The organism is Streptomyces sp. NPDC048521, assembly GCF_043199855.1.
GTDB lineage: Bacteria > Actinomycetota > Actinomycetes > Streptomycetales > Streptomycetaceae > Streptomyces.
Genome location: NZ_JBICWR010000018.1, coordinates 13,533 through 29,643, shown reverse-complemented (window position 1 = coordinate 29,643; position 16,111 = coordinate 13,533). Strand labels below are relative to the sequence as shown.

The following is a 16,111-nucleotide window of genomic DNA, read 5'->3' as shown; positions in this document are numbered from 1 at the left end:
CCTCACGGTTCGGGCGGCCTGGCCGAGGCCGGCGGGGGTCAGGTCCTGCTCGCGCAGCGGGGTGAAGTCGACGTCGAGTTTCGGGTCGTACGCCTCGCTGCTCGATGGGGTCGTCTCTCCGGTCAGCTGGCGACCTTGTGCAGGTCGTGGATGGTGGCGCCGAGGGTGCCTTCCTGCTGCTCGTAGTGGGAGAGGGCGAGGCCGAGGCCGAAGAAGGTGGGGGCCCATTCGCCGATGAAGATGCCCCACCTGTCGGCGCGGGCGAGGCCGGTGCCCGCCTCCATCTTGAGGGAGCTGGCCCAGGCGGCGACGCTAAGACCTATGGAGGCCAGGCCGGCGATGTAAGCGTGCTCGCTCCGGACGCCCATTTCATGCATCTTCTTGATGATCATTGCTGGGTCTCCGTTCTGTGGGGGGATTGGTTGGCGAGTCCCCACGAACATCTGACCCCATACATCCCATTTGCCCCATTTCTGTATGGCCTGGCATAGAGGCCGGTAGGCAGGGCGGGCAGGCGGGCACACCTTTGGTGAGCGCCTGGAGTGGGGCTCATAACCCAGAGGTCGCAGGTTCAAATCCTGTTCCCGCTACGAGGCCCGGCATCAGCCGGGCTCCTCTCATGTTGCTCCGCCTGCCACCCCAGTGGGCGGGATGGGCAGTGCGGCCGTGGCCGGGGACCGGGACGCCGCTCAGCTGGTTGCCCGTCGGCCGGGGCCTTGGCGCTGTGCCGCCGTCAGGCGGGGGAGAGGTCGGGCCGCGGGCGGTGCCATCGTGCGGCATGCCGACGGGCACAGCGCCCACGGCGCCGTCAGCCCATGCCCATGGAACAGCTCCTCCAGGGCGGCGCACCGCCGCCGGTATGACCACCGGGTGGTGTCCGTGCCTTCACAGCGCAGCAGGTCGAAGGCGACGAAATGAGCCGGCCACTTGGTGGCGAGCCGGGCCGCGCCGGCACCGCGCGCCCGCAGGCGGCCCTGGAGCCGCTCGAACGCCAACCGACCGGACTCCCGCCCGACCAGCTCGCCGTCCAGCGCGGTCGCGTCCGGCAGCTGCGCGGCCCCCGCCACGATCTCCGGGAACGCCGGGGTCATCTCGGTGCCGCTCCTCGACCGCAGCACCACCCGGGCGGCGTCGACGCAGGCCAGCGCCCGAAACCCGTCCCACTTCACTTCTCCCGCCCACCCCGCCGGAAGAGAAGGGTCGGTCACGGGGCGGCGATCATCGGTTCCGGCAGCGTCCACGTCATGGCGCCATGCCTTCCACTCGGGCAGGTCGCCACCCGAGTGACCAGCAGGGGCCAAGACGACCACGCCCTCCGCCACCCCGACCACGGACCCGGCCGTGCCTGCGGGAGCCCCGACCGTGGCAGGTCAACGCGGTCTCACGGCATCGCGGCTCTGTGGCCCGCATCGGTGTCGAGTGGCTGACGAAGGTCCAGACAGCAGCGCAGCCGCACTCCTGGCTGACCAGGCTCCCGCGTGGTGTCCTTGGCCGTCGCGGTCGCCCACCGGGCGGCGATCGCGTCCTGGAACGCCAGGGCGGTCTCATCGTCGGCGGCTGCGACGTCCACGACGATCAGACCCGGCCGTGCTGTCGGCGTACACCTGAACGTCCCCACCCGCGTACGGGTGAACGGGGCCAGTTTCTGATGCGCTGAGGAGTGTCGGTCGGCAGCTGCTGGTTGGTCGGTGTGGGCGGCGAAGGGCGGGTGGCGGTGGTCTTGGATCCGCATCGCTGGGTGGAACTGCGGCGTTTCGTCTACTTCACCAGCCTCGACGACATGGTCCGCAACCTCAAAGCAGCCGAAGCCGCCGGACGGCTCCTCAACAAACTCGGCACCTACCTGCGGCCCAGTGTCCTCGTCGTCGACGAGGTCGGATACCAGCCCCTCGAACGCGCCGAAGCGAACCTGGTCTTCCAGGTGATCTCGAAGCACTACGAGAAGGGCTCGATCATCCTGACCTTGAACAAGACCTTCAGCGAATGGGGACAGGTGATCGGCGACGAGGTCCTCGCCACCGCCTCCTCCACCACTGCGAAGTCATCTCCATCATCTCCATCAACGGTCCCAGCTACCGGCTCAAGAACCGCCTCAAGGCCATCGAGCGAGAGAACGACGTGGCTCAAGCAGCAGAATCGCCCAGCCGGGAACGCAGTCCGCATCGCCTCAGACGGGCCGCATCACCTGGGCCAGGCCCTCCGGAGTGTCCTTCACTTCCGGCGGCGGGCCAGGGTCGCTCTCGTAGAGGGTGCGCTGCGGTGCCGCGCCGCTGATGCGTTGCGACTGAGCGGTCGAGTTGGCCACTGAGCGCTTTCACAGTGGCCACCGGCCGGGTGACGGGGTGAGTCCAAGCGCGATAGTTGTCACCTTCGAGGCAAGGGCCGCATTCAGTCCACTTCAGCCGCACTGATCCACCGTGATGCACGCAGCTTCGAAGCTCCACCGTCATCAGATCCCGGCATGCCCCATCCTCGTCTCGGCTTCGTCGCGTCCCAGCGCATCGAAGTTGTCGAGATGGAACTTCTTGGCGTTGAAGGCACGTACCCACAGGCCCGCCGCCCAGCACAACTGCAGTTCGTTGTTGCTCAGCACTCGTCTGCGCGCGGTTTGGTACTCCTCCAGGAAGGCCAGTGTCCGTTCGACCGAGGCTCCTGCACCAGTGGAGCCGCCCTCGAACATGGCGGCGGCCTGGCCGATGATCACCACCTCGGGCTCGTAGACCACGCTGTCCCAGTCATGGACCACGAGCGGCCGGCCGTCGCGAAACTTCACATTGCGGCCGTCCCAGTCCCCGTGTCCGAGCACGCAGGCAGTGTCGCGGACCTCTTCCAGCCGCTCGCGTACGGCCGCGCCGAGCTCGTCGAGCCACGCCGTGGCAGAGCACCGTTCAGCATTGAGGTCGACATTGCGGTCGTCCGGGACCGGCCAGACGCCGTCCTCCTTGTGGTACCAGTGGACCCAGGCGGGAGCTGGTCGTAGCAGCGGCTGCGGATCCAGATCCTCTGCGCGGGTCACGAAGTCAGCCAGAAGGCCGGCGAACTGTCGGGGAGCATCGGCTGGCGCTGGCTCTTCACCCCCTGGCACGGGAGTCTCGGCGCTGGCGACCTTCGTGCCCAGCGGCAACGGACCGGTCAATGGCTCCGGGCATGGGTAGCCCGCTTGCCACATTCGGCGTTGCACCCAGGTACAGGCTCCCAGCCGTGCGTCGTCGTCGCGGATCTTCAGCACCACCTCGCAACCGTTCGTCAGCCGGAGGCCGTGGACCACGGACAGGTTCCCCGCCGTGAACGTGCGCTCGGCAACCGGGTAACCCAGGTGTTCGATGCACCAGTCATTCACTGCTCGATCGTCGAAGTGTTCCATCACGGCTTTCCTTTCCATGGGTGGTTTGGCCATCCCGGTCAGGGCCAGGATGGTGGCCTGAGCCGTGGGAACCGGATCGGCGCGCTCTCGCGCCGCATTGCCCTGACCAACTCGGTGAGCTGCTGCGGGCTCGGCCCGGCGAACGGAGCCCTCCAGGGCGGCTCCGATGCCGTGAGACCAGGGCAGAGCTCAGGCAGTGTTGCCGTCTGCCTCTTGAGGTCGCATGAAGTCAAGGTCGTCGCCCCATGCGTCCAGCACCTCGCCGTGTCCGGCCTCTCGGGCCGCATTCTCGACAAGGGTGAACAGCTGCCGCTGCAGCGATACGTCGCCTGCTGCTGAGATTCGGTCCACAGCACGCAGCAGCACGTCAGTGTCCCAGCCTGGCAGCGGGTACCGGGCGAGCTCCCACTCCAGGTACTTGTTGTAAGGGCGGGGGCGACGGTGGAGAGCGAAGAGCAACTCGAGCAGGAACCGCATGCTGTCGGCCGCGTCGAGGCGGGCGGCCAGAGCCAGGCCGTCCCGGTGGTTCTTGACCGAGCGGTAGAGGGAGTTGGCGTAAGCGTCGAGCCATCCGCCGGCGTCCCGGAAAGCTTCATCGGCATCCATCCGGGCCCAGTCGGCAAGGATGCGGGCGACGCCTCCGTCGAGCCGGTCGAGAACGACTCGAGCACGGGCGAGGGCATAGCGTTCCCAACCGGGCATCCCGGCTCCGCAGAACTGGGTGAGAGTGACGACAACGAGGTCGAGCTCGGCGCTGCGGTGACCCGCGAACCGGGTCAGGTCAGTCGTGGCGTCATCGGCAACGATCACGTACAGGTCGTGGTCGGAGTGCGGGGTGATCATGCCGTCGTGGGCCTGGGAACCTTTGAGGACGAGACCGAGGACGGCTGAGTCGGCTACGGCGAGTTCGACGAACGCGTCGTAGGTGAGCGGCTGCTGAGCAGTCATGGTGTGGATCTCCGGTGTGGTGATGACGGGTATGCCTGCTGGGGCGACCCCGTTACGAGGCGCCCTGCACCGTCCGCGGCTGCACGTGGCTGCCGCCCGGAAGATCAACGCACATCTGGACCCTATCGTCCGGCCGGGCCAAGGGGTAGGGCGAGAGGAGCTGGCGCCTCCCCATCTTCGTTTCTGGTAACAGAAAGAGTGCTGAAGTGAGCTCTGCCACTGATCGAGTGATCATGCTCATTGTCACCCGTGAGGGTGACCGCCGCTGCAAGCTCCTGCCGCACCAGGGTGCTCTCGTCGGCTTGGTCTACCTTCGTCGGCACGACACGCTCGCGCAGATCGCTGCCGGCTTCGGCATATCCCTGGGCACCGCCCATGCCTACGTCACCGCCGTCGTCGGCCACCTCGCCCGGCGGGCACCCGGCCTCCTCCGGGTTCTGAAGGAGACCGATCCGGAGCACGTCCTGCTCGACGGAACGCTCGCCGAATGTGACCGGGTCGGCGACAGCCGGGCCGACTTCTCGCAGAAGCGCCGCCGCCACGGCGTGAACGTGCAGGTCGTGGCTGATCCCACCGGCAAGCTGCTGTGGCTCTCGCCCGCTCTGCCCGGCCGCACCCACGACCTGACCGCGGCCCGCACCCACCGCATCATCCGGATCTGCGAACGCCAAGGCGTTCCCGTCCTCGCCGACCGCGCCTCCAACGGACCTGGCTCCTGGGTGACCACGCCGATCAGACGACTCCCGTACCAGGACCTCAACCCGACCCAGCGGATGATCAACCGGGCCCTGTCAGCGGCACGAGCACCGGTCGAACGAAGCGTCGCAAGACTGAAGTCCTGGCGCATCTTCCGCCGGGCTCGCTGCAGCCCCAACCGCATGTCCGTCATCGCCGCCGCCGTCCTCACTCTGGAGAGGCAACGCTGAAAAGGCTCACTGATGCCGAACTGCCTTCATTCGTACTTACTGATCATTTCAGAATGAGTTTGGTTCAGAGGCTTGGCAGTTGGGCTGGTGGGCGGCAGAGTTCTGCGGGTGTCGGATGATCTTGTGCCTGAGCGGCCGCCTCCTGACGCCCGCGCGTGGCGGGCCGCTACCGGCCGGTGAACGCGTTCACCCCTGTCAGGCCCGCCGACAGCTCCCACAGGCGCGCCGCCTGCTCCGGGTCGGTGGCCCAGGACTTGACCCCGGCGCGCCCGTGGTCGTCCTCCCCGGCGGGCTCGGCGATATCGCAGTCCTCCAGGTAGACGCCGCCCAGTCCGTCCAGCCGCGGGGATGTGGCGGCCCAGACCTGGGTGGCGGCGCCCTGCTGGGGCGTCTTGAAACCCTCCGGGTTCAGCGGCTCGCCGTTCTCGTCGATCCAGCCGCGTTCGACCATCTCCTTCTTCGGCAGGTGCCGCTGGAGCGGCGTGAGAATGCCGCCCGGGTGGAGGGCGAACGCCCGCACCCCGGCGTCCCGGGCCAGCCGGTCGAGGTGCACTGCGAACAGCACGTTCGCGGTCTTGGCCTGTCCGTAGGCGGCCCACTTGTCGTAGCTGCGCCGCCAGTGGACGTCGTCCCAGCGGATGCCCGAGATGTGGTGGCCGCGGGAGGAGACCGAGACCACCCGGGCGCCGCCCGGCTCGATCGCCGGCCACAGACGGTTGACCAGCGCGAAGTGACCGAGGTGGTTGGTGGCGAACTGGGCCTCCCAGCCGGGGCCGACCCGGGTCTCGGGGCAGGCCATGATCCCGGCGTTGGTGATGAGGAAGTCGACGGTGCGGCCGGAGGCCAGGAACCGTTCGGCGAAGCCGCGGACGCTGTCCAGGTCGCCGAGGTCGAGTTCGTCCACCTCGGCGCCCTCGATCCCGGCCAGCGCCTCCCGGGCGGTGCCGGGCCGACGGGCGGGGACGACGACACGGGCGCCCGCCTTCGTCAGCGCGCGGGTGGTCTCCAGGCCCAGCCCCGAGTAGCCGCCCGTGACGATCGCGAGCCTGTCGGTGAGGTCGATGTCCCGGAGTACGTCGTCGGCGGTGCTGGTGGCGCCGAAACCGGAACCGATCTTGTGCTGTGGTGTAGTGCTCATGTCCGGAACGCTATGGATTGGAGTGCTCTCGAAGTCAAGCGCCGGCACGCCGGGGCCGACTGGTGTGGATCTGTACGGTCCTTGTTCCGTCCAAAGGCGATGGCCGCCCACATCTCGCGGTGTCACCCCGAGCGCGATGCCGCGGCAGCAGGACGGGACCCGCGATCTGCTGCGGCCCCGGTACGGTGAGTTGACACACCCTGACGAGGAGGCCACTTCGGCGATCCGGCCGGTCGGCGGTCGGCCTACCGCACACAGCGGAGAACCGTCGGTCTCTATGAGCAGGCCGCGGATGCGGTTGGAGGTGCGGTTGGCCTCGCCGGCCAGGTCCTGGTCGAAGCCGACCAGCATGGTCAGCTCGGCGGTGATCTCGTCGGCGAGCTCGAGGGAGCGCAGGGTGTGGGGCATGGTGCGGGCGGCGTCCGCGATGACGGCCGCGTCGCGGGCGTCGGTCTTGGCCTCGCCGGGGTAGAGGTCGGCGATCCTTCGCATGGCGAGTCCGGGCAGGTAGGCGACCTTGCACCCGGCGTCGCGGGCGACGGTCAGCGGAAGGGCGCCGATGGAGGCGGGCTGGTCCACGACCACCAGGACGGTGCCGAACTTGGCCTTGAGCTTGTCGAAGACGGCCCGCAGCTAGGGTTCTGCGTTCGGCAGGGACTTGTCGAAGACCTTCTTCCCGGCCGGGGTGAGTCCCCGGCCGTGATGGTTGCTCTTGCCGACGTCCAGGCCGAGGAAGACGCCCACCCCATCGATGTCGATCACCGTGCCCCCACATGCGTCGATGTCGTGCCGGCCTCGGCGGCGGGGCCGTTCGCGCGCATCCGCGTTATGCAGACCTGCCGCCCGCGAGTGGCCCGGCATTGCGCCGGGCTGGGCGGTGGCCAGACCTCTGATCAGCGTCTGTGACGGCACCCCTCGGACCCGGTGACACCACCCCCCCAGGTCATCCCAGCGACAGGGGGCAACAGTCATGCCGGACCCGGAGGCCAGCGGCCCTCTTGCAGGACCACGAAGAAGATAACGGGGGCGGGCAGCCTCCGGAGCGCGGGAACCTGGTGGTCACCCGAATCACCGGACCGGGCAGGAATTGTTCCCGCCTGGTCCGGTGCTCGTGCGAGCCCTGTGTCAGCTGGGCAGTTTCCAGAGCTGGTTGGCGCTGGCTGTGCAGGTCCAGATCTGGAGCTTGGTGCCGTTGGCCGAGCTCGGGCCGGTGGCGTCGAGGCACTTGCCGGACTGCGTCCCGACGAGCTGGCCCTTGGTGTCGGGGGTCCACCTCTGCGAGGTGGCGCCGGTGCAGGTGGACAGCTGTACCTGGGTTCCGTCCGCCGTGGCGCCACCGGCGACTGTCATGCACTTGCCCAGTGCACGCAGCGTGCTGTCCGCCGCGACCGTCCAGGACTGGCCGCTGCCGGTCCCGCAGGTGTTGAGCTGGATGGCCGTACCGTTCGCCGACAACGACCCCGCGACTTCGGCACACTTGCCGCCGTAACCGCTGATCACACCCGTCGGACGCGACGTCGGCACACTCCACAGCTGGTTGTCGGAGGCTGCGCAGGTCCAGATCTGGAGCTTGGTGCCGTTGGCCGAGCTTGGGCCGGTGGCGTCGAGGCACTTGCCGGACTGCGTCCCGACGAGCTGGCCCTTGGCGTCCGACGTCCACTTCTGCGAGGTGGCGCCGGTGCAGGTGGACAGCTGTACCTGGGTTCCGTCCGCCGTGGCGCCACCGGCGACCGTCAGGCACTTGCCCAGCGCACGCAGCGTGCCGTCCGACGCCGCCGTCCACACCTGCTGCGTACCCGAACCACAGGTGTTCAGCTGGATCGCCGTTCCGTCCGCGGTCGCGCCGCCGGTCACCTCGGCGCACTTGCCGTTGTAACCCGCGATACGGCCCGACGGGCCGGCCACGTCCGCCGGGACCTTCCACTTCTGGCCGACGTCACCGTTGTTGCACGTCCAGATGATCAGCGGGTTGCCGTCCGCGGTGCTGCCGTTGGAGTTCTCCAGACACAGACCCGACTGCGCGTTCACCAGGTAACCGTTCGTGGAATCCACCGTCCACTGCTGGTTCTCGGAACCGTCGCACGCGCCGATCTGGACCTTGGTGCCGTTGCTGGTGCCCTTGTCCTGCGTGGTCAGGCACTTGCCGAGGACCCGGAGCGACTTGTCGGGGGCGACCGTCCACTGCTGGGTGGTCGAGGTGCCGCAGGTGTTGAGCACGACCTGGGTTCCGTTCGCCATGCTGCCGCCGGCCAGGTCGACGCACTTGCCGCCCTGGCCGGTGATCTGGCCGGTGGGCCCGACCGGGACGGGAGTGGCGGGCGGGCTGAGGGTCGTCGCCGTCCAGTAGTTGGCGTTCAGCGAGCCGTTCGGGAACTCCAGGCGCACGGTGTGGTGGGTGCCCGCCGGGAACTGGAAGGTGCCGGCGTCGACAGTGGCGTACGTCTGCCAGTCCCCGGTGTTCGGCGCGGTGACGGTCGGGCCGGGCACACCGTCCACGACGAAGCGGAGCTGAGCACCGTCGTTGGGGGTGGCGACCCTGGCGGAGAGCTTAACCGTGCCCTGCAAGGGCTCGCTGTTCCAGGTCAGCGTCTCGCCGGCGGTGATGTCGCCGACGTTCCAGCCGCCGCCGGTGTCACTGGTGGGCTGGACATCGATGTCGCCGCCACGGTAGACGCCCCAGTCGTTGCCGGGGGTGGCTCCGCTGTACGCGTCCGCCGTCTCCGCCTCGATCTTGAGGGAGGTGGGGAACGGGTCGTTGGAGTACTGCCGGACGATGTCGATCATCTGGTTGGGGTAGTCCGTCAGCCGCTCCGCGTACGTGCCGTCGGCCGTACGCGCGACCATCGCGTTCTCCTCCCAGTCCGTGAAACCCTCGACCAGGGTGATGTCCGCGCCGCCATTGACCGTGGCGTCCAGCGTCCGGTTCAGGTGATTGCCGTGGTCGGCGTCCATCACCATGTTCACGTCGTCGTTGACGACCCGGAAACCGGGTGTCGCGACGCCGTAGGTGCGCCCGTTGACGGAGGTCGGACGGCTCGAGAGGACCTTGAAGCCGTCGACGGTGACCGGCGTGGCCGTCTTGCTCGTCACCTTGATGGTGTGGGTGCCCTCGGTCAGGCCCTGCTTCTCGAAGACGGTCTGCTGGGTCTTCAGGGTGCTGCCGGACAGCGACACCGTGACGGGCGTGCCCCCGTCGATCGACACGTCGACGCTGCCCTGGCCGCTCGCGGTACGGGCCAGGTACTGGATGCCGGTGCCGATGAACGAGTAGGTGACCGAGGCGCCCGCAGTGGACGTGCTCTGGTAGGTGTTCTTGTAGTCGCCGGCACCGTCCGAGGTCAGATAGTCCCAGGCGCCGTCGAACTTCAACTGCCCGTTGTCGATGATGGGTTGGTACGTCATGTTGGTCCAGCCCGTCGGCAGCTGGAACCAGTTGTTGATGCCGTCGATCTGCGAGATCACGCTCGGGTCCCGGTCCGGCCAGCTGCTGTCGACGACGTAGTACGGGTCCAGGCCGAACTCGGACTTGGCGTGGCTGCGGGCGTACTGGAGCAGCTTGGAGAGGTTGCCGTTGCCCTGGTTGGTGAAGGCGAAGTCGTTCACCGACCACTCGTAGATGAGCGGACGGCCGTCCACCTTGTAGAGCATGTCGGACGGGACTCGGGAGAAGAACTCGCGCTGGTTGTAGTCCCAGAAGTACTTGTAGCCGCCCTCGCCGGTGCCGTCGGCGTCGCCGACGTCGAAGGGAGGCTCGTAGCCACCGGTGTGGTGGACGGCCCGGTTCTTCTTGTCGGTGAGGGAGGCGGGGGTGTCGTCCAGCGCCGCGATCTTGAGCTTGTCGGCGACGCCGCGCCGCTTGATCGCGTCGATGAGCGGCGTCAGGGCGCGGGGGTCGCCGGCGCCGTCCGGGACGGCGTTGTCCGGACCGAAGCCGCGCAGGTCCACGGCGACGAAGTCGACGCCGGCGGTGACCAGTTCCTCGACGTAGTTGTCCCAGAAGGAGGCCGGGTCGTCGGCCTTCGGCTGGTACATCGGCTGGTTGTAGTTCTTGTTGACCGGCTGGTCATAGGGGCCGCCCGCCATGGTGATGTCGGAGAAGCCGAAGGTGACGCCGAGCGCGCCCGTCTTGCCGGCGACCCGGCCGGGCAGGACGGTGCCGCCGTGCACCACGACGGGGGTGTCGGCGGTGGTGGCCGCCGTGGCCGTGGGACTCACGGTCAGCGCCGCCAGCGTGGTGAGGGCCGCCAGGCCCAGCGCGGAGCTGCTGTGTCTTCGCAACACGATGTTCCTAGGTGGGAAGGGGTGACTGGTCAGGAGGGGAGTTTCCAGAGCTGGTTGGCGCTGGCAGCGCAGGTCCAGATCTGGAGCTTGGTGCCGTTGGCGGAACTGGGGCCGGTGGCGTCCAGGCACTTGCCCGACTGGGTGCCGACCAACTGGCCCTTGGCGTCCGGCGTCCACTTCTGCGAGGACGCGCCGGTGCAGGTGGAGAGCTGAACGGCCGTGGCGCCACCGGCGACCGTCATGCACTTGCCCAACGTGCGCAGCGTGCTGTCCGCCGCGACCGTCCAGGACTGGCCGCTGCCCGTCCCGCAGGTGTTGAGCTGGATCGCCGTACCGTTCGCCGACAACGACCCCGCGACCTCGGCACACTTGCTGCCGTAACCACTGATCACACCCGTCGGACGCGACGACGGCACACTCCACAACTGATTGTCCGAAGCCGCACACGCCCAGATCTGGAGCTTGGTGCCGTTGGCGGAACTGGGGCCGGTGGCGTCCAGGCACTTGCCGGACTGCGTGCCCACCAGCTGGCCCTTGGCGTCCGACGTCCACTTCTGCGAGGACGCACCCGTGCAAGTCGACAACTGGACCTGCGTACCGTCCGCCGTCGCACCGCCCGCCGCCGTCATGCACTTGCCCAGCGCCCGCAGCGTGCCGTCCGAGGCCGCCGTCCAGGACTGGGCGCTGCCCGTCCCGCAGGTGTTGAGCTGGATCGCCGTACCGTCCGCGGTCGCGCCGCCGGTCACCTCGGCGCACTTGCCGTTGTAGCCCGCGATACGGCCCGACGGGCCGGCCACGTCCGCCGGGACCTTCCACTTCTGGCCGACGTCACCGTTGTTGCACGTCCAGATGATCAGCGGGTTGCCGTCCGCGGTGCTGCCGTTGGAGTTCTCCAGACACAGACCCGACTGCGCGTTCACCAGGTAACCGTTCGTGGGATCCACCGTCCACTGCTGGTCCCTGGAACCGTCGCAGTAGTCGAGGACGACGTCCGTGCCGTTGGTGGTGCCGCCTTCGGCGGTGGCCAGGCACTTGCCCTGGTTCCACACCGTCTTGTCGGCGGCCATGGTCCACTGCTGGGAGGCGTCGTCGTCGCAGGTGGCGAGGACCGCCTGGACGCCCGCGGCGGGACCGGCCGCCAGGTCGACGCACTTGTCGCCCTGCCCGGTGATGTGACCGGTCGGGCCGTCCGGCTGGGGAGCCGGAGTGTGCGAGGTGCCGCCGATGGCCATGGTGAAGATGTGGCCCTGCGGTGTGCCGGCCTCGCCCGGCTTGGGCAGGATGACGGCCTGGACCGTCTTGCCCGCGGCGAGCGGCACCGTGGTGGTGAAGAGGCTGACCTTCTGGTCCACCTTGCCGTCGTGGGAGTTGATGTAGGCGTAGGTGCCGAGGCGGTCGCCGCCCTGGGCGACGCTCTGGTTGTCCCACCAGTCGGAGAAGCTCAGGCCGTACTGCTGGGTGCTGCCGTCGGTGTAGACGATGGTGCCGATGCCCTGGGCGGGGCCGCTGGTGCCGCTTCCGACGAAGCCCAGCTCACCGCCGGTCCCGGAGATCAGGACCGCCTGGCCCTTGGTGTCGATGGCGTTCGGGGCGCCCGCGGCGACGTCCGGCCAGGTGTAGGTCAGTCCGTCGTGCGTGAACGTCTTGCCAGGGGCGAGGCCCTCGGCCGCCAGGGCCTGCGCGGAGAAGCTGAACCCGCCGCCGTCGTACTTGCCGGGGGTGGGGTCGGAGTCGTCCGTGACACCGACGTTGGTGTAGGCCGCCTTCTGCGAGGCGAACGGCACCAGCAGAGTCGCGTCGGCGGTGTAGGAGCCGCCGCTGTAGGTGGCGGTGGCGGTCAGCGGGTAGGTGCCGGAGGCCACACCTGAGGGCGGGGTGACCAGCCAGGTGGTGGTGGCCGAGGTGCCGGCCGCGACGGTCGTGAACGAGGTCGCGGTGGTGGCCTTGACGGTCCAGCCGGACGGGGCGGGCAGGGAGACGCTCACGCCGCTGAGCGCGGAGCCGGTGCCGTTGGTGAGGGTGGTGCTGACCGTGGCCGGCTGGCCCGCCGTCACGAACTGCGGGGCGTGCACGGCCAGGGAGTCCTGGACCACCATCACCATGGAGCCGGTCACACCGCCGACGGTCACCTTGATCGTGGCGACGCCGTCCGCGCCCGCGGTGACCACACCGGAGGAGCTGACGGTGGCCACGGCCGGGTTGCTGCTGCTGTACGTCACCGACGCGCTCGACAGGTCCACCATCGACTGGTCGTTGTTGACCGCCTCGACGATGTCGTCGGCAGTGATCGAGGTGTCCCGCTGCTCCTTGGCCGGGTCGGTGTCGTCCTTGATCCAGGGGTTCTTCTTCGTCAGATCGAGCGTCTCACCCGCGTGGAAGACCAACCGGCCGGGCTGCACCGTGACGGTGGAGACCTTCGGGGTGAGGGTGCCGGAGACGGTCACGGTCGCGGTGCTCCGCACGGTGGCGGAGTCGGAGGCCACCTTCAGCGCCCAGGCGCCCGGGAAGACCGTCTGCTTGGACGTCGAGGGGTTCCACACGCTCAGGTCGGACGCCTTGACCGGCAGCGTGATGTGCAGCTTCTCGCCGGGCGCGAGGACGCCGGTGTTCTTGAAGCCGACCAGGCGCTGCTTGGGCATGGTGACGCCGGAGACGGTGAAGGTGTTCGCGGCGTAGAGCTGTGCGACGGTGGCTCCGGCCACGGCACCGGTGTTGGTGACATCGAAGGAGACGTTCACGGTGCCGTCGGCGGTGATGCTGCTCTTGTCGATCGTGGCGGCCGAGTAGGAGAACGTCGTGTAGCTCAGGCCGTAGCCGAACGGATAGGACGGCGTACCGGTGTAGTACTGGTAGGTCTGGCCCTTGCCGTCCGTCTCGGCGGGGGTCAGCCCGTAGGTGTTCTTGCCCGCGAGCTGGGAGTCGTCCTTGTACCAGGTGAAGGTCAGGTGTCCCTGCGGGTTCTGCTTGCCGAACAGGACGTCGGCGAGGGCGGTGCCCTGGCTCTGGCCGTTGTAGGCGCTGTAGACGATCGAGGCGGCCTTGGACTGGCGGGCCGAGATGTCGACCGCGCCGACCGCCTGGACGTCCAGCACCACGTTCGGGTTACCGAGGGCGACGACCTGGTCGATCAGCGAGTTGTAGTTGCCGGGCATGGCCAGGCTGCCGCGGTCCTTGCCCTCGCTCGCGGTGTTCTGGTCGGTACCGGCGACCACGACCACCACGTCGGCGGCCTTGACGGCGGCCTGGGTGGCGGAGCTGAGCGTGACGGCGGTGGTGTCGGTGGTGCTGGTGCCGGCCGCGTCGAAGGTGACGGTGGCCGCGGGGTTGGCGGCCTTGAGGGCGTCGGTGATCCCCTTGCGCATCGAGATCTGCTGGTCGGGGGCGTTGCCGTAGCTGCCGAGGCTGACGGTGTCGGCGAGGTTGCCGAGAACGACGACCTTGTTCACCGCGGACGCCTTCAGCGGCAGCAGCGGCTTGCCGGTCGCGGCGAGGTCGCTGTTCTTCAGCAGCACCATGGACGCGTCGGCGGCCTTGGTCGCGAGGTCCACATGGGCGGCGCTCTGGATGACCGACTTGTCGATGGACGTGTACGGGACGCTGCCCGCCGGGTCGAACTCGCCGGTCCTCATCCGTACGGTGAACACCCGCACCAGCGCGGTGTCGAGGACGCCCTCGCTGAGCAGACCCGCGCGCACCGCCTCCATCACGTTGGCGGTGGTCATCTCGTCGCCGCTGCAGTTGAGGTCGTTGCCGGAGCGCAGCGCGAAGGCCTGGCCGGCGGCGCGGGCGTCGACGGTGTCGCCTGTCTCGTCGTCGATCCACTGCGGGTCGGTCTTGGACCCGTTGGCGGACCAGGGCGCGGGCGCCCAGTTGTGGCCGTCGGCGGGCAGCTTGTAGGTGGTGCCGACGCCGCCGCAGTCCGAGGTGGTGAGGCCGTTGAAGCCGTAGGTGCGCTTGGCGAGCGTGTTGTTGGTGTACGTGTCGGCGACCGCCGGCGTGCCGTTGATCGCGTTGTACGACGTCATCAGGCCGGCGACGTGGGCCTGGCCGATCAGGGTGGCGAACTGCTTGGTGTAGTAGTCGCGCAGCTGGGAGTCGTTGACGTCGGAGCTGATGGCGGTACGGGCGTCCTCGACGTTGTTGAGGGCGTAGTGCTTCGCCGTGGCGGCGGCCTTGAGATAGCCGTTGATCGAGGTGCCGTCGGGGTTCTGCCCCTGGAAGCCGTCCACGAACTGGCTGCCCAACTGGCCCTGCAGATAGGGATCCTCGCCGTACGACTCGTCGTGGCGGCCCCACAGGGGATCGCGGTCGTTGTTGACGGTCGGGGCGAAGTAGGTCAGCGCGCCGTAGTTGTCGGCGGAGCTGCCGAGGTTGTTGCGGCCGACCCCGAACAGCGACTTGTCGAGGAAGCCGCGGGCCTCGTCCGAGATCGCCGAGCCCTGCTGGTACTCGAGGGCGGGGTCCCAGGCCATCGAGGTGGCCAGGGAGGTCGGAAAACCGGTGGCCTTGACGGGCCAGGAGGTGTCGTCCCCGGCGTTCTTGGAGTTGCCCAGCGACTGGATGCCGTGCAGGGCCTCGCTCCAGTAGGTGTAGCCCTGTACGCCGAGGCTGGGGATGGCCGGGGCGTCGTTGGTGATGAGCTGGCGGACCTTCTGCTCCAGCGTCATCCGGGAGACGAGGTCGGCCGCCCGCTCCTCGAACGAGTAACTGGTGTCCTTGTAGATGGGCGTGGACACCGAGGCCGCGGCCGCCGGTGCCGCTGCGGCGGTGTACGGGGACGCCAGGGTGAGGCCGGCGGTGACGGCGAGGGCGAGCGTCATCGCTCTCCTGCCGCCACGTCGGCGTCTCGGACCTTGCATGCTCTCTCCAGAGTGAGACAGGTGAGATACCGGCCCCGGTCGTCTCGACACTTGGCGGGCCGGTCGGCGAGAACACCTGCCGTGACACCTATCGGGAACGGCCGGCTCGCCAACGTGCACCCTGTCACACATGATCCACTGGACGTGCACGTTTCGGCTTCACACGTGTCCACACGTTCATTCGCCGGGCAGCCGAAGGTCCGTTGTCGCCTCCGATGTCGGCATTGTCCTCGTCCCGACCAGCGGACAGACAGGCCGCGACCGACGAGACAGCGCGCACGGATCGGCCCACGTACCGCTTCGCATGGTCGACCAGGCTGCCCACCTCACCGACGCCCGCGGCCCGTAGCCCCTTCCGGCGAGGAACGGGACCTGATACTTGATCGGCAGGGCGACTGGCACCAGTCATCCGTCAGGTCCCTGATCGGCTCGGATCGCCGCCCCGCCCAGAATGGTTTCCACCGCGAGTACCGGGTCGAGAGGCTCCACGAGTTCCTTGGTGGCGACGGCCCACGAGGCGCGCGGGTGCCTCACCGTTCAGCAGTGCGCTCACGTATTCGATGGCCTCCGCAGGCGAGCCCCCGCCCCGCCGACG

General features: G+C 68.6%; 9 protein-coding genes and 2 pseudogenes. 2 read left to right on the top strand and 9 right to left on the bottom strand.

Features of this window, described 5'->3' with window-relative positions; genetic code table 11:
- Positions 1 to 122 precede the first annotated feature (122 nt).
- The 3 genes from ACGFRF_RS32480 to ACGFRF_RS32470 all read right to left on the bottom strand — a co-directional run bounded on the left by ACGFRF_RS32480 (position 123) and on the right by ACGFRF_RS32470 (position 1,570).
- Positions 123 to 392 carry a hypothetical protein gene (locus ACGFRF_RS32480; protein ID WP_393746117.1) on the bottom strand — a complete coding sequence of 90 codons (270 nt, stop codon included), beginning with the start codon at positions 390 to 392 and terminating at the stop codon, positions 123 to 125.
- A 297-nt stretch (positions 393 to 689) separates the two neighbouring features.
- Positions 690 to 1,208 carry a hypothetical protein gene (locus tag ACGFRF_RS32475; RefSeq protein WP_393746115.1) on the bottom strand — a complete coding sequence of 173 codons (519 nt, stop codon included), beginning with the start codon at positions 1,206 to 1,208 and terminating at the stop codon, positions 690 to 692.
- Between the two features lie 173 nt (positions 1,209 to 1,381).
- Positions 1,382 to 1,570 carry a DUF6207 family protein gene (locus ACGFRF_RS32470; RefSeq protein ID WP_393746113.1) on the bottom strand — a complete coding sequence of 63 codons (189 nt, stop codon included), beginning with the start codon at positions 1,568 to 1,570 and terminating at the stop codon, positions 1,382 to 1,384.
- Positions 1,571 to 1,756: 186 nt separating this feature from the next.
- On the opposite strand from ACGFRF_RS32470, the pseudogene ACGFRF_RS32465 reads away from it, so the two are divergent.
- A pseudogene (locus tag ACGFRF_RS32465) lies at positions 1,757 to 2,124 on the top strand (ATP-binding protein); the annotation flags it as partial.
- A 325-nt stretch (positions 2,125 to 2,449) separates the two neighbouring features.
- On the opposite strand, the gene ACGFRF_RS32460 reads toward ACGFRF_RS32465, so the two are convergent.
- Positions 2,450 to 3,364: a hypothetical protein gene (locus ACGFRF_RS32460; protein ID WP_393746111.1), complete on the bottom strand. Its 915-nt coding sequence runs from the start codon at positions 3,362 to 3,364 to the stop codon at positions 2,450 to 2,452.
- A 189-nt stretch (positions 3,365 to 3,553) separates the two neighbouring features.
- A complete protein-coding gene (locus ACGFRF_RS32455; RefSeq protein WP_393746109.1) occupies positions 3,554 to 4,312 on the bottom strand; it encodes a hypothetical protein in 759 nt (252 codons plus the stop codon).
- Between the two features lie 233 nt (positions 4,313 to 4,545).
- Between ACGFRF_RS32455 and ACGFRF_RS32450 the strand changes: the two genes are divergently transcribed.
- Complete coding sequence (locus ACGFRF_RS32450) at positions 4,546 to 5,238, top strand: transposase family protein (protein ID WP_393746107.1); 693 nt, start codon at positions 4,546 to 4,548, stop codon at positions 5,236 to 5,238.
- Positions 5,239 to 5,404: 166 nt separating this feature from the next.
- On the opposite strand, the gene ACGFRF_RS32445 is transcribed toward ACGFRF_RS32450, so the two are convergent.
- The 4 genes and pseudogenes from ACGFRF_RS32445 to ACGFRF_RS32430 all read right to left on the bottom strand — a co-directional run bounded on the left by ACGFRF_RS32445 (position 5,405) and on the right by ACGFRF_RS32430 (position 15,477).
- A complete protein-coding gene (locus ACGFRF_RS32445) occupies positions 5,405 to 6,376 on the bottom strand; it encodes an SDR family NAD(P)-dependent oxidoreductase (protein WP_393746350.1) in 972 nt (323 codons plus the stop codon).
- 273 nt (positions 6,377 to 6,649) lie between these two features.
- Positions 6,650 to 7,138 (bottom strand): annotated as a pseudogene (locus ACGFRF_RS32440) (IS110 family transposase); the annotation flags it as partial.
- A 363-nt stretch (positions 7,139 to 7,501) separates the two neighbouring features.
- Positions 7,502 to 10,657 carry a DUF5010 domain-containing protein gene (locus ACGFRF_RS32435; protein ID WP_393746105.1) on the bottom strand — a complete coding sequence of 1,052 codons (3,156 nt, stop codon included), beginning with the start codon at positions 10,655 to 10,657 and terminating at the stop codon, positions 7,502 to 7,504.
- A 29-nt stretch (positions 10,658 to 10,686) separates the two neighbouring features.
- Positions 10,687 to 15,477 (bottom strand): ricin-type beta-trefoil lectin domain protein, encoded by a 4,791-nt coding sequence (locus ACGFRF_RS32430; RefSeq protein WP_393746103.1) that lies wholly within the window; start codon positions 15,475 to 15,477, stop codon positions 10,687 to 10,689.
- Positions 15,478 to 16,111 lie beyond the last annotated feature (634 nt).

Excerpts from the sequence above, each read along its gene's own strand:
- ACGFRF_RS32460 (WP_393746111.1), bottom strand. The coding sequence starts at position 3,364 with ATGGAACACTTCGACGATCGAGCAGTGAATGACTGGTGCATCGAACAC.
- ACGFRF_RS32445 (WP_393746350.1), bottom strand. The coding sequence starts at position 6,376 with ATGAGCACTACACCACAGCACAAGATCGGTTCCGGTTTCGGCGCCACC.
- ACGFRF_RS32450 (WP_393746107.1), top strand. The coding sequence starts at position 4,546 with ATGCTCATTGTCACCCGTGAGGGTGACCGCCGCTGCAAGCTCCTGCCG.
- ACGFRF_RS32455 (WP_393746109.1), bottom strand. The coding sequence starts at position 4,312 with ATGACTGCTCAGCAGCCGCTCACCTACGACGCGTTCGTCGAACTCGCC.
- ACGFRF_RS32430 (WP_393746103.1), bottom strand. The coding sequence starts at position 15,477 with ATGACGCTCGCCCTCGCCGTCACCGCCGGCCTCACCCTGGCGTCCCCG.
- ACGFRF_RS32480 (WP_393746117.1), bottom strand. The coding sequence starts at position 392 with ATGATCATCAAGAAGATGCATGAAATGGGCGTCCGGAGCGAGCACGCT.